Consider the following 19,154-nt stretch of genomic DNA (forward strand, 5'->3'; position numbering starts at 1 on the left):
CAGACCAAGCGCCTTTGCCCGTACGCCACGGCATGCGAGAATGCACGTCCTTTCTCCACCCTTTACGATGGTTAATCACGCGTAATGACTGCACAACTAATCGACGGCAAAGCGATCGCCGCCAACCTGCGCAAGCAGATTGCCAAACGCGTCGCCGAGCGTCACGAGCAAGGCCTGCGCACTCCTGGTCTGGCAGTGATTCTGGTCGGCAGCGATCCTGCCTCCCAGGTTTATGTTTCGCACAAGCGTAAAGACTGCGAAGAGGTAGGCTTTCTCTCACAGGCCTATGACCTGCCGTCCGACACCACTCAGCAAGCGCTGACAGATTTGATCGACCGTCTTAATGACGACCCAAACATCGACGGCATCCTGCTGCAACTGCCGTTGCCAGAACACCTGGACGCTTCCAGCCTGCTGGAGCGTATCCGCCCCGACAAAGACGTCGACGGTTTCCATCCGTACAACGTAGGCCGTCTGGCCCAGCGCATTCCATTGCTGCGCCCGTGCACCCCTAAAGGCATCATGACCCTGCTGGAAAGCACCGGTCAGGACCTGTATGGAATGGACGCCGTTATTGTCGGCGCTTCCAACATTGTGGGTCGCCCCATGGCCATGGAACTGCTGCTCGCGGGCTGCACCGTCACCGTGACCCACCGCTTCACCAAGGATCTGGCTGGCCACGTAGGTCGTGCCGACCTGGTAGTCGTGGCTGCCGGCAAACCTGGCCTGGTCAAGGGTGAGTGGATCAAGGAAGGCGCCATCGTGATCGACGTTGGCATCAACCGTCAGGCTGATGGCAAGCTGGTCGGCGACGTGGTTTACGAGACCGCCCTGCCCCGCGCCGGCTGGATCACTCCGGTACCAGGCGGTGTTGGCCCGATGACTCGCGCCTGCCTGCTGGAAAATACGCTGTACGCGGCTGAGACATTGCACGGCTAAGCCTTAGTGTCTCGCAACAAAAAACGGCACCCGAGGGTGCCGTTTTTTATTGCCCGCTTTCTTTGTACCCAATCAAGATCAAAAGATCGCGATCAAGCTCGCTCCTACAGGGAATGTCGCCAACTCTGTAGGAGCGCTTTAGTCAGCCAGACGCCAGGTGGTACCGCCCTTGCCGTCTTCCAGCACAACGCCCATTGCTGTGAGCTGGTCGCGGATACGGTCCGACTCAGCCCAGTCCTTGCCCGCGCGCGCGGCCAAACGAGCTGCAATCAATGCATCAACTTGCGCCGCATCAACTCGCCCTTCAGCGCCCGCCTGCAAAAAGTCATCGGCTTCGAGCTGCAAGACACCCAGCACATCGGCCAACTCTTTAAGACGTGCCGCCAAACTGGCCGCCGCCAACTCATCCGATTCACGCAAACGGTTGATCTCGCGAACCATCTCGAACAGCACCGCACACGCTTCTGGCGTACCGAAGTCATCGTTCATCACGTGCGTAAAGCGCTCAACAAACGCCTCACCACCGGCCGGCGCCACTTTCGGCAACCCTTTGAGTGCGTGATAGAACCGCTCAAGCGCCGCTTTCGCATCCTTGAGGTTGTCTTCGGAGTAGTTGATCGAGCTACGGTAGTGGCTGGAAACCAACAGATAACGCACCACTTCCGGATGATATTTCTCCAGAACGTCGCGAATGGTGAAGAAGTTGTTCAAGGATTTGGACATCTTCTCGCCATTGATGCGAATCATCCCGCAGTGCATCCAGGCATTGGCGTAGGTTTTACCCGTGGCCGCCTCGCTCTGGGCGATTTCGTTTTCATGGTGCGGGAATTCCAGATCGCTGCCGCCGCCATGAATATCGAAGGTCTCGCCCAAGCAGCAGGTCGACATCACCGAGCACTCAATGTGCCAGCCCGGACGCCCTGGACCCCACGGCGACTCCCAGCTTGGCTCGCCCGGCTTGACGCCTTTCCACAGCACGAAGTCCAGCGGATCGTCTTTGGCCTCGTCAACTTCGATGCGAGCACCGATGCGCAAGTCTTCGATCTTCTTGCGCGACAGCTTGCCATACCCCATGAACTTGGCAACGCGGTAGTACACGTCGCCATTGCCGGGAGCGTAGGCATAGCCCTTGTCGATCAAGGTCTGGATCATCGCGTGCATGCTAGCGATATGGTCGGTGGCACGCGGCTCCATGTCCGGTTTCTTGATGTTCAGCCGGGCTTCGTCTTCGTGCATCGCGGCGATCATGCGCTCAGTCAGCGCTTCAAACGTTTCACCGTTTTCATTCGCACGATTGATGATCTTGTCATCGATATCGGTGATGTTGCGCACATACGTCAAATCGTAACCGCTGAAACGCAACCAGCGCGTCACCAGGTCGAAGGCAACCATGCTGCGACCGTGGCCCAGGTGGCAATAGTCGTACACGGTCATGCCGCACACGTACATGCGCACCTTGTTGCCATCCAGAGGCTTGAAAACTTCTTTGCTCTTGGTGAGCGTGTTGTAGATCGTTAGCACGAGCTCTTCCTTAAAACTTGATCACTGGCCCCACGAATCACGCAGAGTCACGGTACGGTTGAATACCGGCTGACCTGGTTTCGAGTCCTTGATATCTGCGCAGAAGTAACCTTCGCGCTCGAACTGGAAACGGTCTTCCGGCTGTGCATTGCCCAGCGAGGGTTCAGCACGACAACCGGTCAGCACTTGCAGCGAGTCAGGGTTGATGTTTTCCAGGAAGCTGGCGCCATCCTCGGCCTTTTCAGGGTTCGGCGAACGGAACAGGCGATCGTACAGACGCACTTCACACTCGACGCTGGCAGCCGCCGGCACCCAGTGCACCACACCTTTGACCTTGCGGCCTTCAGGGTTTTTGCCCAGGGTTTCTGGGTCGTACGAGCAGTGCAGCTCAATGATGTTGCCGTCAGCATCTTTAATTGCTTCATCGGCACGGATCACATAGCTGCCGCGCAGACGCACTTCGCCCGCAGGCTCAAGGCGCTTGTAACCTTTTGGCGGCTCTTCCATGAAATCGTCACGATCGATGTAAATCTCACGCGCGAATGGCAGCACGCGCACACCCATGTCTTCTTTAGGGTGGCAAGGCAGCTCAAGGTTTTCGACCTTGTCTTCAGGGTAGTTGGTGATGATCACTTTCAACGGGCGCAGCACGCACATGGCACGCGGGGCGCTGTGATCGAGGTCATCACGGATGCTGAATTCCAGCATGCCGAAATCCACTACACCGTCCGAGCGGTTGGTGCCGACCATGTCGCAGAAGTTACGGATCGACTTGGGCGTGTAACCACGACGGCGGAAACCCGACAGCGTCGACATGCGCGGGTCGTCCCAGCCATTAACGTGCTTTTCATCCACCAGTTGCTTGAGCTTGCGCTTGCTGGTAATGGTGTAGTTCAGGTTCAGGCGTGAGAACTCGTACTGACGCGGCTTGCTCGGCACCGGCAGGCTGTCGAGGAACCACTCATACAGAGGGCGATGGCCTTCGAACTCAAGGGTGCAGATCGAGTGGGTAATGCCTTCAATCGCATCCGACTGACCATGGGTGAAGTCATAGTTCGGGTAGATGCACCATTTATCACCGGTCTGATGGTGATGAGCGTGACGAATGCGATACATGATCGGGTCACGCAGGTTCATGTTCGGCGAAGACATGTCGATCTTGGCCCGCAGCACGCGCTTGCCGTCTTCGAACTCGCCCGCCTTCATGCGCGCAAACAGGTCCAGGTTTTCTTCAACGCTGCGATCACGGAACGGGCTGTTTTTGCCAGGCTCGGTCAGGTTGCCACGGTATTCCTTGGCTTGCTCCGGCGTCAGGTCGCAAACATAAGCCTTGCCTTCCTTGATCAGGTAAACCGCCCAGTCATGCAACTGATCGAAATACTGCGACGCATAGCGCACTTCGCCAGACCACTGGAAGCCCAGCCACTTCACGTCGCTTTCGATCGCGTCGATGTATTCCTGGTCTTCCTTGGCCGGGTTGGTGTCGTCAAAGCGCAAGTGCGTGACGCCGCCAAATTCCTCGGCCAGGCCAAAGTTCACGCAAATAGATTTGGCGTGGCCAATGTGCAAGTAGCCGTTAGGCTCAGGCGGGAAGCGGGTCACGATCTGTTGGCATTTACCCGATTCAAGGTCCGCCTGCACGATTGGGCGCAGAAAATTGGCCGGTACAGCTGGGCCAGCCTTTGGATTCAGAGTGGGGTCGACAGTGGGCTTGCTCATAGGATCCTTGAACGTAACGGGTGCGCGGCCTGGAGCGGCCGACGGAAATCAAAGCGCCTATCATAGCCGATGCTGTCAAGTCCCTGACAGAGCAGGCGACCAATCAAAGCAATTGAAATGGGGCTTTTAGCCCCCATATCGCAAAAACACCATCGAAATGCTCTGCGGGCAGGCTAAACTTCGCCCGCGGCTGTATCTACCCAGCCCAACCGGGGCTGACGGTGTCATACGATTTCCTCGCCCAACGAATTCTCTGATAGAGCGATAACGACATGTCAAAAGTAAAACTGACCACCAACCACGGCGACATCGTGATTGAGCTGAACGCTGAAAAGGCGCCAATTACTGTCGCCAACTTCCTCGAATACGTAAAAGCCGGCCACTACGAAAACACTGTTTTCCACCGTGTAATCGGTAACTTCATGATTCAGGGCGGCGGTTTTGAACCTGGCATGAAAGAAAAGAAAGACAAGCGCCCAAGCATCCAGAACGAGGCGGATAACGGCCTGTCGAACGACAAGTACACCATCGCCATGGCTCGCACCATGGAGCCGCATTCGGCTTCCGCGCAGTTCTTCATCAACGTGGCTGACAACAGCTTCCTGAACCACAGCGGCAAAAACGTTCAGGGCTGGGGCTACGCAGTGTTCGGCAAAGTGACCGAAGGTCAAGACGTTGTTGACAAGATCAAAGGCGTTTCGACCGTTTCCAAAGCGGGCCACCAGGACGTACCGGCAGAAGACGTGATCATCGAGAAAGCCGAGATCATTGAGTGATACTGCTGATTTCAGATTTGCATCTGGAAGAGGAGCGCCCGGACATTACCCGGGCGTTTCTGAATTTCCTGTCCGGGCGCGCGCGCTCGGCACAGGCGCTGTACATTTTGGGAGATTTTTTTGAAGCCTGGATTGGCGACGATGCAATGACGCCCTACCAGCGCTCCATCTGCGAAGCGCTGCGCGAATTGAGTGACAGCGGTACGAACGTATTCCTGATGCACGGCAATCGTGATTTTCTGCTCGGCCAGGCCTTTTGCAAGGCGGCTGGCTGCACCCTGCTTAAAGACCCGAGCGTGGTCGATTTCTACGGCGAGCCGGTTTTATTGATGCACGGCGACAGCCTGTGCACCCGCGACGAAGCCTACATGCGTATGCGACGCTACCTGCGCAACCCGGTAACGGTGTGGATCTTGCGCCACTTGCCGTTGAGCACTCGCCATAAGCTGGCGCGCAAGCTGCGCAGCGAAAGCCGTGCGCAAACCCGCATGAAAGCCAACGACATTGTCGACGTAACCCCCGAGCAAGTACCGCGGATCATGGAGCACTTCGGCGTCAAGACCCTGATCCATGGCCACACCCACCGCCCCGCGATACACAAATTGCAACTTGGCGATTACGCCGCCAAGCGCATCGTACTCGGCGACTGGGACAAACAAGGCTGGGCCTTGCAAGTCGATGAACAAGGCATGCAACTGGCGCCGTTTGAGTTCGACAGCGCGCAGCTGGCGTTACCTCACGCCACCCAATAAACACTGCCCACTGTAGGAGCGAGCTTGCCTCGCGATCTTTTAAAAAATCAAAAGATCGCGAGACAAGCTCGCTCCTACGGTTTTGCGTACGATCAGGCGTTAATGCCCGCTCGCCGCCGGTCCTGGCTTGGCAGCAAATGGCGGCTTGGCCAGCCATACCAGCAAGATCAAGCCCATAAACATCCAGCCCATCAGCGTGAAGTAGTCCACGGTCGAGAGCATGTACGCCTGGCTGGTCAGCACCTGATCGAGCTGGGCATACGCCTGGTTGCTCGCCCCGCCCAAACTGTCCAGCGCATGCCGGGTGACCGGATCATAGGTACTCAAGCTTTCACTCATGTAGGCATGATGCTGATCGGCACGACGAATCCAGATCCAGGTGGTCAGGGACGCAGCAAAACTACCGCCCAATGTCCGCAAGAACGTGGCCAGGCCCGCGCCGTCAGCGATTTGGTTGGGCGGCAAGTCCGACATCAGAATGCTCAAGGTCGGCATGAAGAACAGCGCCACCCCGATCCCCATAAACAGTTGCACCAGTGCAACGTGCTGGAAGTCGACCTCATTGGTGAAATCGGCACGCATGAAGCAGCTCAGGCCGATCGCCAAAAAGGCCAGCCCGGCCAGCAGGCGCAGGTCGAACTTGTTCGCGTACTTGCCCACAAAAGGCGACATCAACACCGGCAATATCCCAATCGGCGCCACCGCCAAGCCCGCCCATGTCGCGGTATAACCCATTTGGGTTTGCAACCATTGCGGCAAGATCAGGTTGATACCGAAGAACCCGGCATAGCCCAGCACCAACACGATGGTGCCGATCCGGAAGTTGCGGTAGGCAAACAGGCGCAGGTTCACAATCGGGTGTTTGTCGGTCATTTCCCAAATGACAAAGGCCGCCAACGCCACCACGGACAACGCCGTGCCCAGCAGAATGAAGTTGGATTCGAACCAGTCCAGGTCATTACCCTTGTCGAGCACAATCTGTAGCGCGCCGACGCCAATGATCAGCGTAATAAGCCCTACGTAGTCCATCGGCTGGCGAGTAATCACCACCGGGCGCGCCTTGAGCTGCTGACGCACTACCAACACCGCAAAGATGCCAATCGGGATGTTAATAAAGAAGATCCACGGCCAACTGTAACTGTCCGTAATCCAGCCACCCAAAATCGGCCCGGCAATCGGCGCCACCACCGTGACCATCGCCAGCAATGCCAATGCCATCCCCCGTTTCGCCGGGGGGTACACCGCAATCAGCAAGGTTTGCGTCATCGGATACAGCGGCCCGGCCACCAGACCTTGCAGCACACGAAAACCCACCAGTTCAGGCATGGACGTCGAAATACCGCACAAGAATGAAGCCAGCACAAACAGCACCGTGGCCCACAAAAACAGTTTCACTTCACCAAAGCGCCGGCTCAACCAGCCCGTCAATGGCAAGGCAATCGCGTTACTCACCGCAAAAGAAGTAATGACCCACGTACCCTGCTCCGAACTCACCCCCAGGTTGCCGGAGATGGTCGGCAAAGCAACGTTGGCGATGGTGGTGTCGAGCACCTGCATAAAGGTCGCCAGCGACAGGCCAATGGTGGCGAACAGCAGGCTGGGCGGGGTAAAAGACGCGTTTGTGCTCATCGCAAATCCTTTAAAACCAGGGGCACAGCCCCGCCAGTGCAGCGGGGCTTATGGATTGGCGAATTAGCGTTGGGCGGCGGTAGGGCCCGCCACAGCGCTGTTGCTTTCGATCAGACGGGAAATCAGGGTGTCTGCTTCAGCCAACTGTTGCTCGTACACGTTGGTGGTGAACATCGCCTTCTGCGGCGGTTGTTGCGCCAGCACCGGGCCGCTCTGGTCATGCAGGTTCACGTCAACCGTGGTCGACAGCCCGATGCGTAGCGGGTGCTGGGCCAGCTCATCGGCATTGATGTGGATACGCACCGGAACACGCTGAACGATTTTGATCCAGTTGCCGGTAGCGTTTTGCGCTGGCAGCAGGGCAAACGCGCTGCCAGTGCCCGCACCAATGCTGTCGACGGTACCGCTGTACTTGACGTTGCTCCCATACAGGTCCGATTCAATTTCAACCGGCTGGCCAATACGCATCTTGTCCAGTTGGGTTTCCTTGAAGTTGGCGTCGATCCACAGTTGATTAAGCGGGATAACCGCCATCAACGCGGTGCCCGGCTGAACGCGCTGGCCCAATTGCACGGTACGCTTGGCGACATAGCCGGTCACCGGCGCAATCAACGTGGTGCGTGCGTGCTCCAGATACGCCTGACGCAACTGCGCAGCGGCGGCCAGCACATCCGGATGGTTAGCAATGGCCGTGTTGTCAACCAGCGCGCTGGTGGTGTCGAGTTGCTGCTCGTTATTGCGCAAGGCACTTTGTGCAGACGCCAGGTCATCCCGCGCATGGGACAGCTCTTCTTGGGAAATAGCCCCGCTTGCTGCCAGGTTTTTCCGGCGATTGAAGTTGTCCTGGGCCTTTTGCACAGCGACTTTTTGCGCCGCCACCTGCGCTTTGGTACCGCTTACGTTACTGAACAGGCCGCGAACCTGACGCACAGTGCGAGCCAGGTTGGCTTCGGCGCTCTGCAAGCCGACCAGCGAATCACTCGGATCAAAGTTAAGCAGCACCTGCCCTTCATGAACCAGATCGCCATCATCGGCGCCGATGCTCACTACCGTCCCCGCCACCAATGGCGTGATTTCGACCACGTTACCGTTGACATAGGCGTCGTCGGTGCTTTCGCTCCAGCGACCATACAACTCATGCCAGCCCCAGACACCCAGGCCGACCAAGATGACCAATATGGCCAGACCACTCAGCCAGAGTTTACGTTTGCGCTGATTACCAGCGTCCTGATTGTGTTGCGCTTCATTCGGTGTTTGCACAGTAGCCATGACGATTACCTAAATTATTCTGCCAGGGAGACTTGAACAGGAACGGCCGCAGCCGCATTGCCGGGCTCAAAGCCACCGCCCAGGGCTTGCATCAGTTGAATCGAAAGCGTGATCTGCTCGGCATTCAGGTCAGCCAGCTGGCGCTGTGCCTGGAGCAATTGCTGCTCGATGCTGAGGACATCCAGGTAACTGCCGATGCCGGATTCGTAGCGCTGCAATCCCGAGTCATACGACTGCTGGGCAATATCAGCCGCACGTTTCTGGGTGCTGACCTGCTCGCTCATGGCATTCAATTGCTCGAGGGTATCGCTGACATCACCGAGTGCGGCCACCAGGGTCTTGTTGTATTGCGCAACGGCCAAGTCGTAATTGGCGTCTTCGGCATCCAGCCCGGCACGCAGACGGCCGCCGTCAAAAATCGGCAGCGAAATGGCCGGGGCGATGTTCATAAAGCGGCTGGCCGAACCAAACAACGCATCGCCCAGCAACGACTGAGTCCCGGCAGCGGCACTCAAGTTGAGGTTGGGGTAAAAGCGTGTTTTGGCGGCGGCAATATTTTTACTGGCCGCTTCGACCCGCCAGCGTGCCGCCACAATATCGGGGCGACGACCCAGTAACTCGGCGGGCAATGTGCTCGGCACGGCCACGGCGGCAGGGGTCAAAATCTGCGGCCGGGCAATCTCAAAACCACGGTCCGGCCCTTTACCCAGCAACACTGCCAGGGCGATATGAGCGCTCTTGACCTGTTTCTGTGCATTGATCACCTGCTCCTGGGAGCTGGCTTCCAGGCTTTCGGTCTGCTGATACTGATAGTGGCTGTCGATACCGGCCTGCAACCGCTGCTTGCTCAAATCGAGCATTTTGCGGGTGCGCTGAAGGTCATCTTTCGACAGATCCAGCACGCTGTAGGCATGCCCCAGATTGCTGTAGGCCTTTGCCACATCGGCCGCCAGGGTCAGGCTCGCAGCGTGGCTGTCGACTTCGGCAGCGCGGGCTTCGCCCAAAGCCGCTTCCCAGGCATCCCGCTGGCCGCCCCACAGGTCGAAGGTGTAATTGAAGGTCAGACCGATGTCACGCACCGTGTCATAACGACCACCCTGGCCGGTTGGATCCTGGGAGCGTGACAGGCGCGAGCGCGTCACATCGGCCTCGGCGTCCAGCGTCGGCATGCGTGCCGCATTGGCAGCGCCGGCGGCGGCAGTGGCCTGATGCACACGGGCACTGGCTATCTGCATGTCCGGGCTGTCACGCAATGCCTCGTCGACCAAGCCATTCAACTGGCTGTCGCCCAAGCGCTTCCACCAGTCCTTTTGCGGCCAGGCTGCCGGGGTCACATTGATGCCCTTGAGGGCTTGAGCGGACTGGAGGCTTTTCGCATCCAGGCGCGCGCCTTCGGTGGTCAAACCGCTGTAGCTGGCACAACCTGCCAACGCAAGGGACACACACATCAGGCTTAAGCCTGTTCGTAATGCTCTGTTGCTCATTTTTCACCCAAGCGCTGGATAGTGATCGGATCACCGGCCGCCAGCAGTATTTTTTTAAGGATCTGTTCCAGGCTTTGCAGTTCTTGTGGGCTGATTGCACCCGCCAATTGATTCATGGCATCAGCGCCAATCGTCGGGAGCCGATCTGCCAGCGCCTGCCCGTCTTCAGTCAGCACAAGACGTACCTGGCGCCTGTCGGCGTCAGAGCGTTGGCGAATCAAAAGACTCTTTTGCTCAAGGCGATCGAGCATGCGCGTCATCGAGCCGCTGTCCAGTGACAAGTGGCGGCACAGCTCGGCCGGAGTATCGACAGCAAATTGCGCCATGATGATCAGCACCTTGAACTGCGCAGCAGTGATGCCGTAAGGCTCCATGTGCGTGTCGATGATGCGATCTTTAAGCAGCGCTGCACGCCCCAGTAACAAACCCAGGGTGCAGTTTCGAAAGGTATCGGGGTGGAAGTGTTTCATCAGGGCACCAGAAAGCTGCCTAAGCAGTAATGTAACCAAATACTACTGCTTAGGCAGCTAATGTCAAGATTATAAATAGCAGGCTAACTATTGAGATGTGACTGTAAGAGCTGCCGAAGGCCGCGATCTTTGAAAAATCAAAAGATCACAGCCTTCGGCAGCTCCGGTCAGGTATGGAACACAGAAAGCCGTAGCCGGTAAATCGGCGACTTAAGACTGGGCAGGCACGCCGCTGTGGAAGCGGAATTCAACATCGGGTGTTTCAATCAGTTCTTGCTCGGCCGCTCTCACCCGCTCGATGACCTGAGCAATGTCTTTGGCGTCGCCGTATTGATAGGCCAGTTTCAAATAGCCCTGAAAATGGCGGGCCTCGCTTTTGAGCAGGCCGTAGTAGAACTTGCCGAGTTCTTCGTCCAAATGCGGCACCAGCGCTTCGAAACGCTCGCAACTGCGGGCTTCAATAAACGCCCCGACCACCAAGGTATCCACCAGCTTTACCGGTTCGTGGTTACGCACCACTTTGCGTAAACCCGAGGCGTAACGGCCCGCCGACAACTGGCGCAGTTCGATTTTGCGTTTTTTCATCAAGCGCATGACCTGCTCGTGGTGCACCAGCTCTTCACGGGCCAGGCGCGACATCATATTGATCAGGTCAACGTGGGAGTGGTACTTGGCGATCAGGCTCAACGCCGTACTGGCGGCCTTGAATTCGCAGTTTTTGTGGTCGATCAGCAGGGTTTCCTGATCGGCCAATGCAGCAGCGATCCAGCCGTCAGGGGTACGGCAACCCAAGAACTCATGGATTTCAGGAAGGTTCATGCACGCACTCCCGAACAGTGGAGATTGCACAACGGGCCGAACGTGTTTTGAGGTATCGCTGACATGAGGCTCACAAAGGCTGGACGAGGCGAAAGGCGCCGATTATACGGGCCATGCGCCACAGCACCAACCGCGCAGCTTGATATGCATCAACGTCCGCATTACAGATGAGCAACTATAGTGTTCGCATCCCCCCCTTATTGCACATGGAGTGAACGGTCATGCAAACCATACGTAGCCTGTTGGTCGTCATCGAGCCCCATCTGATGGAAAGCTTCGCCCTCAAGCGCGCCAAAGAAATCGCCAAAGCCTCCAAAGCGCATTTGCATCTGTTGATCGGCGACAAAGAGCACGATCACTCAGCCTTGCTCAATGTCCTGACCAACAGCCTGATCACCGAAGGCTACAGCGTGACGTCACGTCAGGCGTGGCACGACAACCTGCACACCACCATCATCAAGGAGCAGCAAATCGAGGGTTGCGGGCTGGTGATCAAGCAACACGTTGACGACTCCATCCTGAGAAAGATCCTGCTCACCCCCGAAGACTGGAAGCTGCTGCGCGACTGCCCTACCCCGGTCTTGCTGGTCAGAACCACCAAGCCCTGGAGCAACGGCGTGGTGCTGGCCGCCGTCGACGTAGGCAACGGCGACGAAGACCACATGGCGCTGCACAAAACCATCATCGACCAGGGTTTTCGCATTGCCAGCCTGACACACGGCGAACTGCACGTCGTCAGCGCGCACCCGGCGCCCACCCTGGCGGTGATGGATGCGGCCTACCCGATCGACACCGAATACGAAGCCAGCTTTCGGGCGGCCAGCAAGGAGTTCCAGCGCCGCTTCGAAATCAGCGACGAGCGCATGCACATTAAAGAAGGCCCGGCAGACATCATCATTCAGCAGGTCGCCAGAAAGCTCGACGCTGCGGTGACGGTAATCGGTACTGTGGCGCGCACCGGCTTGTCAGCGGCCTTGATCGGCAACACTGCAGAAATCGTGATCGACAAGCTTGAATCCGACGTTCTGGTGCTCAAGCCCGAAGACATCGTCAAGGAACTGGAACAAAAAGTGTAGGAGCGAGCTTGCCTCGCGATCTTTTGCTCGTTTAAAGATCGCGAGGCAGCGGGCCGGGACCTATTGCCCCATTGCATCCTTGAGAAAGCCCGGGGCGATGTAGCGCTCGTAGTGCGCTTCGGACAAGAGGAAAAATTCCCGATCAATGGCGTCACGCAATTCCGGCAGCCCCCAGTCACGAAACTCCGGCAACAACACCATCCCGTACATCTCCAATTGGTTGATCACCCGTGCGCCACGGGCTATCAGCTGGTACGCCCAGCAATATTCAGATTGCTTCTCGACGAAACGTATTTTTCGGGTAATCAACTGATTGCGCAGCGCCGGCGGGTCAAACACCTCGACCTTGGCCGCCATGACCTGCACTAAAAGCTGTTCGAGCCGCAGCCAGACAGCGCGTTTTTCGTCCTCGTTGTAACCGTTCCAGTGGATCACTTCGTGGTGGAAACGCTTGCAGCCACGGCACACGAGGTCTCCGTAAACCGTTGAGCACAGGCCGATACAAGGGGTCTTGATGGTTTGGTTGGGCATGGCGAAATAGAGCACTGCAGAGTGAAACAGACGGCCATGTTAGCCCTTTGTCTAACGCAGATCACCCCTCAACCTTCAGGGCCTAACTTACCTTTAACAAGTTTTTGCCGTAGAATCAGCCTGCCTTTTAAGGCGCCAATGTCCGTTGGAAGCTGTTTTCAAAGCGTCACGAGCACAGTTGATCCTGAAGAACGGTGTTGGTGCGGGGTGTTTGCACAGCAAGTGCCCCCATCAACCTTCATCATCCCGCCGTTCGGATGGCGTAAAACTTTGAAAACAGCTTCTGTTGGGAATCCTTGAAACTCTGGCTAAGCGGCCCAAAAAGCCCTGCAGCGCATGAGTACCTGGCATTCCTGGATGAGCGTCCCGGACACCCATTTGGGACCAATGATGAGGGTAATAACTGTGCTTGAAGCCTACCGCAAACATATCGAAGAGCGCGCAGCCCTGGGTATCGTTCCCCAGCCGCTTAACGCCGAACAAACTGCAGGCCTGGTTGAGCTGCTGAAAAACCCGCCTGCCGGCGAAGAAGAATTCCTCGTTGACCTGATCACCAACCGCATTCCACCTGGTGTTGACGAAGCTGCCTACGTAAAAGCCGGCTTCCTGGCCGCCATCGCGAAAGGTGAAGCAACCTCCCCCCTGATCACCAAACAACGCGCTGTTGAACTGCTTGGCACCATGCAAGGCGGCTACAACATCGTTACTTTGGTAGATCTGCTGGACGACGCAGAGCTGGCACCGGTTGCCGCTGCGCAACTCAAGCACACCCTGCTGATGTTCGATGCCTTCCACGACGTCGCTGAAAAAGCCAAAAACGGCAATGTTCACGCTAAAGCCGTGATTGAGTCCTGGGCTGACGGCGAGTGGTTCAAAAACCGCCCGACACTGGCAGACAAAATCAGCCTGCGCGTGTTCAAGGTTACCGGCGAAACCAACACCGACGACCTGTCGCCTGCACCAGACGCCTGGTCGCGCCCGGACATCCCGCTGCACGCCCTGGCCATGCTGAAAATGGCTCGTGACGGTATCGTGCCGGACGTTCAAGGCTCCATCGGCCCGATGAAGCAAATCGAAGAAATGCGCGGTCAGGGCTTCCCTATCGCCTACGTCGGTGACGTAGTCGGTACCGGTTCGTCGCGTAAGTCGGCCACCAACTCCGTACTGTGGTTCTTCGGCGACGACGTTCCTTATGTACCGAACAAGCGTGCAGGCGGCTTCTGCTTCGGCAGCAAAATCGCTCCAATCTTCTACAACACCATGGAAGATGCTGGCGCACTGCCAATCGAGTTCGACGTCAGCAACATCAACATGGGCGACGTGATCGACCTGTACCCGCACGCTGGCAAAGTGTGCAAGCACGGTACTGACGAAGTCATCACCACCTTCGAACTGAAAACTCCCGTTCTGCTGGACGAAGTTCGCGCCGGTGGCCGTATCCCGCTGATCATCGGCCGTGGCCTGACCGAGAAGGCTCGTGCCGAGCTGGGTCTGGGTCCTACCGATCTGTTCAAAAAGCCTGAAGCACCTATTGAAAGCACCAAGGGTTACACCCTGGCGCAAAAAATGGTTGGCAAGGCGTGCGGCGTGACTGGCGTTCGTCCAGGCACTTACTGCGAGCCGAAGATGACCACCGTAGGTTCTCAGGACACCACCGGTCCAATGACCCGTGACGAACTGAAAGACCTGGCGTGCCTGGGCTTCTCCGCTGACCTGGTGATGCAGTCGTTCTGCCACACCGCGGCCTATCCAAAGCCGATCGACGTCACCACGCACCACACCCTGCCAGACTTCATCATGACCCGTGGCGGTGTTTCCCTGCGTCCGGGCGACGGCATCATCCACAGCTGGCTGAACCGCATGCTGCTGCCTGACACCGTCGGCACCGGTGGCGACTCCCACACTCGCTTCCCAATGGGCATTTCGTTCCCTGCCGGTTCGGGTCTGGTAGCGTTCGCCGCAGCCACTGGCGTAATGCCACTGGACATGCCGGAATCGGTTCTGGTTCGCTTCAAAGGCGAAATGCAGCCGGGCATCACCCTGCGTGACCTGGTACACGCCATTCCTTACGTCGCTATCCAGAAAGGCCTGCTGACGGTCGAGAAGAAAGGCAAGATCAACGAATTCTCGGGTCGCATCCTGGAAATCGAAGGTCTGGACAACCTGAGCATCGAGCAAGCGTTCGAACTCTCCGACGCCTCGGCAGAGCGTTCGGCGGCTGGCTGCACCATCAAGCTGTCCAAAGAATCGATCACCGAATACCTGAACTCCAACATCACCCTGCTGCGCTGGATGATTGCAGAAGGTTACGGCGACGTGCGTACCCTTGAGCGTCGCGCTCAAGCGATGGAAGCCTGGGTTGCCAACCCTGAGCTGATGGAAGCCGATGCTGACGCCGAATACGCGCACATCATCGAAATCGATCTGGCCGACATCAAAGAGCCTGTGCTCTGTGCACCCAACGACCCGGATGACGCCCGTCTGCTGTCCAGCGTTGCTGGCGAGAAAATCGACGAAGTGTTCATCGGTTCGTGCATGACCAACATCGGCCACTTCCGCGCTGCGGGCAAGTTGCTGGACAAGGTCAAAGGTCAGCTGCCAACCCGTCTGTGGCTGTCGCCTCCGACCAAAATGGACGCTCACCAACTGACCGAAGAAGGCTACTACGGCATCTACGGCAAAGCCGGCGCACGCATGGAAATGCCAGGCTGCTCGCTGTGCATGGGTAACCAGGCACGCGTTGAGCCGAACTCCACCGTAGTGTCGACTTCGACCCGTAACTTCCCGAACCGTCTGGGTGACGGTGCCAACGTTTACCTGGCTTCGGCTGAGTTGGCGTCGGTAGCTTCGATCCTGGGCCGTCTGCCTTCGGTTGAGGAATACCTGGCTTACGCAGCAGAGATCAACACCATGGCAACGGACGTGTACCGTTACCTGAGCTTTGATCAGATCGCTGAATTCCGTGAGTCGGCAGCCAATGCCAACATCCCGGTCATTCAAGCGTAAGCTGATGCCGTAACGAAAAAGCCCCGGTTCTCTTACGAGAGCCGGGGCTTTTTCTTGCCTGCCCTTCGGGCTTTACAGCAGTGGCGCTACCACCTGCTGTTCACGTGGCCAGGCATCCAGCACCGCCTTGCACAGCGTGGCCAGCGGGATCGCAAAAAACACCCCCCAAAAGCCCCACAATCCGCCGAACAGCAAGACCGCACAAATGATGGCCACCGGGTGCAAACTCACCGCCTCAGAGAACAGCAATGGCACCAGCACGTTGCCGTCCAGGGTCTGAATGATCCCGTACACCGCCATCAGGTAGATAAACTGGTCGCTCCAGCCCCACTGGAATAACGCAATCAGCATGACCGGCACCGTCACCACCACCGCGCCCACATACGGCACCACCACCGACACACCCACCAGCAACGCCAGCAAGGCCGCGTAGTTCAGGCCCATGGTCACGAAGGCGATGTAAGTCACGCCGCCGCAGATGATGATCTCGATCACCTTGCCGCGAATGTAGTTGGCGATCTGCCGGTTCATTTCCTCGGCCACACGGGTAATCAGCGCACGCTCGCGAGGTAAATAACCGCGAACCCAACGACCAATCAGCGCACGGTCTTTCAGGAAGAAGAACACCAGAATCGGCACCAGTACCAGATAGATCATGATGTTGACCAACATCGGCAAACTGGACAGTGAGAAGGTCAGCGCCAACTGGCCAAACTTGCCGATCTCACCGCGCGCCACTTCGATGGCTTGCAGCACCTGCTCATCCGACACCAGATGCGGGTAACGCTCAGGCAGCAACAGCAGCAGCGACTGCCATTTGGCCAGCATGCCCGGCAATTCATTGAACAAGGTGATCAACTGGTGCCACAGCAAGGGCACGACCACGATCATAAACACCAGCAGCAGCCCCATAAACAGGGCAAACACCAGCCCGACCGCCGCCCCTGCGGGCACTCGCAGGCGTTCAAGCGCCACCACCAGGCCCTGCATCAGATACGCCAGCACCATGCCGGCCAACACCGGTGCGAGCATGCCGCCCAAGGTCAGCACCGCCGTAAAGGCCAGCACCAACAACACCGCCAGCACCACGGCCTCCTCATCAGAGAAGTAGCGCTGCACCCAATTTCGTAACACGTTGAACATCGAAATTCCTTAAGAGAAAGCGAAGCCCGGCCTCAGACCTTGCGTAACCAGTAGCGATAGGTGCCAGAATCTTCTTCTTCACGCAGCAGCTCATGCCCTGCCAGACGTGCGAAAGCCCGAAAATCGCGTAGCGAACCGGCGTCCGTCGCGATGACTTTCAAGGTCTGCCCTTGGGCCAAGCGATTAAGCTCCAGCTTGGCCTTGAGCAACGGCAGTGGGCAGCTCAGGCCACTGGCATCCACTAGCGCATCATGCGCCAACGCATCAGTCATTTCTTACTTCCTCAGGCATGCCTATGGATGGCATTTTTTAGCTCGCTAGAATACCCCAAGGAGACCACCACTGGTCGCCAGCCGAGTGTCCAGCTACAGTAAGCGCTTTATTGATTAGAGCTTTGTGCATGAATTTTCTGCGCCCGACCCTGTTGACGCTCGCTTGCCTGCTCGCATCACCGAGTTTCGCAGACGATTTACCGTCTCTGGGTGACGCCAGCTCGGCCATCGTGTCTCCGCAGCAAGAGTATCAACTCGGCCGTGCCTGGTTGAGCATGCTGCGCAGTCAGGTGTCGCAGCTCAATGACCCACAACTCAAGGACTACGTCGAAACCAGCGTCTACAAACTGGTCGAAACCAGCCAGGTGCAGGACCGGCGTCTGGAATTCATTCTGATCAACAGCCCGCAGCTCAACGCCTTCGCGGCGCCCGGCGGGATTATCGGGGTCAACGGCGGGTTGTTCCTCAACGCCCAGACCGAAGGCGAATACGCCTCGGTACTGGCCCACGAACTTGCTCACTTGTCGCAACGCCACTTTGCCCGCGGTGTAGAAGCCCAGCAACGCATGCAACTGCCCATGATGGCGGCCCTGCTTGCCGGTATTGTAATTGCCGCCTCGGGCGCCGGTGACGCCGGTATTGCCACCATCGCCGGCACCCAGGCAGCGGCCTTTCAGGAGCAACGGCGTTTCTCACGCCAGAACGAGCAAGAGGCTGACCGTATCGGCATCCTCAACCTTGAAAAGGCCGGTTACGACCCGCGCTCCATGCCCACCATGTTTGAGCGCTTGATGCGCCAGTATCGCTTTGACGCCAAGCCGCCTGAATTTTTGCTGACCCACCCGGTGACCGAGTCGCGTATCGCCGACACCCGCAACCGCGCCGAACAGGCCAAAATCGGCGGCACCGAAGACAGCCTGCGCTATCAACTGATTCGCGCCCGGGTCCAGCTGCAATACGAAGACACGCCGGGCCTGGCCGCCAAGCGGTTCCGCCAGCAGCTGGATGAAAACCCCAAAAATGACGTCGCCCGTTATGGCCTGGCGATTGCCCAAATCAAGGGCAGCCAGTTCAACGAAGCCCGCACCACCCTGAAGCCGTTGCTGGACAAAGCCCCCAACGACATCACCTACAACCTGGCGCAAATCGAGCTGGACATGGATAGCAACCGTTTGGCCGATGCCCAGCAGCGGGTCGACAGAATGCGCACCCTGTACCCAGGCAACTACCCGTTGAATCAGGTCAGGGTCGACTTGCTGCTCAAGCAAAATCGCCCGGCCGATGCCGAAAAAGCCCTGGACGCCTTGCTCAAAATCCGCCCGGATGACCCGGACGTCTGGTATCAGGTAGCGGAAACACGCGGCTTGTCGGGCAACATCATTGGCCTGCACCAGGCCCGCGCCGAATACTTCGCCTTGATGGGCGACTACCGTCAGGCCATCCAGCAAATCGCCTTTGCGAAAAAGCTCACCAACAACTTCCAGCTGTCGTCACGCCTCGATGCACGCCAGCGCGAGCTGATGGATCAAGAGCGGGCGATCAAAGACATGATGAACTGATTAACAGCGCATCACTCCTTCGTGTGGGAGCGGGCTTGCTCGCGATTCTGGCAGCTCGGTCTATCAGGTTGACCGCGTTGATCCCATCGCGAGCAAGCCCGCTCCCACAGGTTGAACTGCCCCCAAAAAGTTGGACACCCATCCAACTTTTTGGGTTTTCAACATGAACAAGTACACAGAGCAATTTAA

The 19,154-nt window shown here is 57.7% G+C and carries 16 protein-coding genes; 6 read left to right on the top strand and 10 right to left on the bottom strand.

Features of this window, described 5'->3' with window-relative positions:
- The first annotated feature begins 84 nt into the window (after positions 1-84).
- The gene (folD, locus tag GHO32_RS12520) at positions 85-939 is read left to right on the top strand and encodes a bifunctional methylenetetrahydrofolate dehydrogenase/methenyltetrahydrofolate cyclohydrolase FolD (protein ID WP_123750075.1); all 855 of its coding nucleotides are present in this window, start codon (positions 85-87) and stop codon (positions 937-939) included.
- 138 nt (positions 940-1,077) lie between these two features.
- On the opposite strand, the gene cysS is transcribed toward folD, so the two are convergent.
- Positions 1,078-2,460 (bottom strand): cysteine--tRNA ligase, encoded by a 1,383-nt coding sequence (cysS, locus tag GHO32_RS12525; RefSeq protein WP_368668453.1) that lies wholly within the window; start codon positions 2,458-2,460, stop codon positions 1,078-1,080.
- Positions 2,461-2,481: 21 nt separating this feature from the next.
- Positions 2,482-4,179 carry a glutamine--tRNA ligase/YqeY domain fusion protein gene (locus tag GHO32_RS12530; RefSeq protein ID WP_153333560.1) on the bottom strand — a complete coding sequence of 566 codons (1,698 nt, stop codon included), beginning with the start codon at positions 4,177-4,179 and terminating at the stop codon, positions 2,482-2,484.
- Positions 4,180-4,451: 272 nt separating this feature from the next.
- Between GHO32_RS12530 and GHO32_RS12535 the strand changes: the two genes are divergently transcribed.
- Together GHO32_RS12535 and lpxH are read left to right on the top strand one after the other, a co-directional pair.
- Complete coding sequence (locus GHO32_RS12535; protein ID WP_153333558.1) at positions 4,452-4,955, top strand: peptidylprolyl isomerase; 504 nt, start codon at positions 4,452-4,454, stop codon at positions 4,953-4,955.
- The gene (gene lpxH / locus GHO32_RS12540; RefSeq protein WP_371924455.1) at positions 4,952-5,707 is read left to right on the top strand and encodes a UDP-2,3-diacylglucosamine diphosphatase; all 756 of its coding nucleotides are present in this window, start codon (positions 4,952-4,954) and stop codon (positions 5,705-5,707) included. The genes GHO32_RS12535 and lpxH overlap by 4 nt, the downstream gene beginning before the upstream one ends.
- Before the next feature lie 99 nt (positions 5,708-5,806).
- On the opposite strand, the gene GHO32_RS12545 is transcribed toward lpxH, so the two are convergent.
- From GHO32_RS12545 to GHO32_RS12565, 5 genes are all read right to left on the bottom strand, one after another.
- A complete protein-coding gene (locus GHO32_RS12545; RefSeq protein ID WP_153333556.1) occupies positions 5,807-7,336 on the bottom strand; it encodes a DHA2 family efflux MFS transporter permease subunit in 1,530 nt (509 codons plus the stop codon).
- A gap of 63 nt (positions 7,337-7,399) precedes the next feature.
- Entirely contained in the window at positions 7,400-8,605 is a 1,206-nt protein-coding gene (locus tag GHO32_RS12550; protein ID WP_153333554.1) for an efflux RND transporter periplasmic adaptor subunit, read from the bottom strand.
- 14 nt (positions 8,606-8,619) lie between these two features.
- Positions 8,620-10,089, bottom strand: a complete 1,470-nt coding sequence (locus GHO32_RS12555; protein WP_153333552.1) for an efflux transporter outer membrane subunit — start codon at positions 10,087-10,089, stop codon at positions 8,620-8,622.
- Positions 10,086-10,559: a MarR family winged helix-turn-helix transcriptional regulator gene (locus GHO32_RS12560; RefSeq protein ID WP_153333550.1), complete on the bottom strand. Its 474-nt coding sequence runs from the start codon at positions 10,557-10,559 to the stop codon at positions 10,086-10,088. The genes GHO32_RS12555 and GHO32_RS12560 overlap by 4 nt, the downstream gene beginning before the upstream one ends.
- Positions 10,560-10,769: 210 nt before the next feature.
- A complete protein-coding gene (locus GHO32_RS12565; protein WP_048387275.1) occupies positions 10,770-11,378 on the bottom strand; it encodes a tRNA-(ms[2]io[6]A)-hydroxylase in 609 nt (202 codons plus the stop codon).
- Positions 11,379-11,599: 221 nt separating this feature from the next.
- On the opposite strand from GHO32_RS12565, the gene GHO32_RS12570 reads away from it, so the two are divergent.
- Positions 11,600-12,454 (top strand): universal stress protein, encoded by an 855-nt coding sequence (locus tag GHO32_RS12570; protein WP_153333548.1) that lies wholly within the window; start codon positions 11,600-11,602, stop codon positions 12,452-12,454.
- 60 nt (positions 12,455-12,514) lie between these two features.
- On the opposite strand, the gene GHO32_RS12575 is transcribed toward GHO32_RS12570, so the two are convergent.
- On the bottom strand, positions 12,515-12,985 hold the full coding sequence (locus tag GHO32_RS12575) for a DUF1289 domain-containing protein (protein ID WP_048370428.1): 471 nt from the start codon (positions 12,983-12,985) through the stop codon (positions 12,515-12,517).
- A gap of 405 nt (positions 12,986-13,390) precedes the next feature.
- On the opposite strand from GHO32_RS12575, the gene acnB reads away from it, so the two are divergent.
- A complete protein-coding gene (acnB, locus tag GHO32_RS12580; protein ID WP_368668457.1) occupies positions 13,391-15,991 on the top strand; it encodes a bifunctional aconitate hydratase 2/2-methylisocitrate dehydratase in 2,601 nt (866 codons plus the stop codon).
- A gap of 72 nt (positions 15,992-16,063) precedes the next feature.
- On the opposite strand, the gene GHO32_RS12585 is transcribed toward acnB, so the two are convergent.
- Together GHO32_RS12585 and GHO32_RS12590 are read right to left on the bottom strand one after the other, a co-directional pair.
- A complete protein-coding gene (locus tag GHO32_RS12585) occupies positions 16,064-17,134 on the bottom strand; it encodes an AI-2E family transporter (RefSeq protein ID WP_123750065.1) in 1,071 nt (356 codons plus the stop codon).
- A 32-nt stretch (positions 17,135-17,166) separates the two neighbouring features.
- The gene (locus GHO32_RS12590) at positions 17,167-17,406 is read right to left on the bottom strand and encodes a sulfurtransferase TusA family protein (RefSeq protein ID WP_153333544.1); all 240 of its coding nucleotides are present in this window, start codon (positions 17,404-17,406) and stop codon (positions 17,167-17,169) included.
- A gap of 128 nt (positions 17,407-17,534) precedes the next feature.
- Here GHO32_RS12590 and GHO32_RS12595 point away from each other — a divergent pair, with 128 nt between their 5' ends.
- Positions 17,535-18,965 carry a M48 family metalloprotease gene (locus GHO32_RS12595; RefSeq protein ID WP_153333542.1) on the top strand — a complete coding sequence of 477 codons (1,431 nt, stop codon included), beginning with the start codon at positions 17,535-17,537 and terminating at the stop codon, positions 18,963-18,965.
- The last annotated feature ends 189 nt before the right edge of the window (positions 18,966-19,154 follow it).

The sequence above is a fragment of the Pseudomonas sp. FSL R10-2189 genome, assembly GCF_009600325.1.
In the GTDB taxonomy this organism is placed as follows: Bacteria; Pseudomonadota; Gammaproteobacteria; order Pseudomonadales; family Pseudomonadaceae; genus Aquipseudomonas; species Aquipseudomonas helleri.

Bases quoted from the DNA above. Each gene is read 5' to 3' on its own strand.
- GHO32_RS12550 (WP_153333554.1), bottom strand. From the start codon at position 8,605: ATGGCTACTGTGCAAACACCGAATGAAGCGCAACACAATCAGGACGCT.
- GHO32_RS12535 (WP_153333558.1), top strand. From the start codon at position 4,452: ATGTCAAAAGTAAAACTGACCACCAACCACGGCGACATCGTGATTGAG.
- GHO32_RS12590 (WP_153333544.1), bottom strand. From the start codon at position 17,406: ATGACTGATGCGTTGGCGCATGATGCGCTAGTGGATGCCAGTGGCCTG.
- GHO32_RS12565 (WP_048387275.1), bottom strand. From the start codon at position 11,378: ATGAACCTTCCTGAAATCCATGAGTTCTTGGGTTGCCGTACCCCTGAC.
- GHO32_RS12585 (WP_123750065.1), bottom strand. From the start codon at position 17,134: ATGTTCAACGTGTTACGAAATTGGGTGCAGCGCTACTTCTCTGATGAG.
- GHO32_RS12570 (WP_153333548.1), top strand. From the start codon at position 11,600: ATGCAAACCATACGTAGCCTGTTGGTCGTCATCGAGCCCCATCTGATG.
- GHO32_RS12545 (WP_153333556.1), bottom strand. From the start codon at position 7,336: ATGAGCACAAACGCGTCTTTTACCCCGCCCAGCCTGCTGTTCGCCACC.
- GHO32_RS12560 (WP_153333550.1), bottom strand. From the start codon at position 10,559: ATGAAACACTTCCACCCCGATACCTTTCGAAACTGCACCCTGGGTTTG.
- GHO32_RS12530 (WP_153333560.1), bottom strand. From the start codon at position 4,179: ATGAGCAAGCCCACTGTCGACCCCACTCTGAATCCAAAGGCTGGCCCA.
- folD (WP_123750075.1), top strand. From the start codon at position 85: ATGACTGCACAACTAATCGACGGCAAAGCGATCGCCGCCAACCTGCGC.
- GHO32_RS12555 (WP_153333552.1), bottom strand. From the start codon at position 10,089: ATGAGCAACAGAGCATTACGAACAGGCTTAAGCCTGATGTGTGTGTCC.
- GHO32_RS12595 (WP_153333542.1), top strand. From the start codon at position 17,535: ATGAATTTTCTGCGCCCGACCCTGTTGACGCTCGCTTGCCTGCTCGCA.
- GHO32_RS12575 (WP_048370428.1), bottom strand. From the start codon at position 12,985: ATGCCCAACCAAACCATCAAGACCCCTTGTATCGGCCTGTGCTCAACG.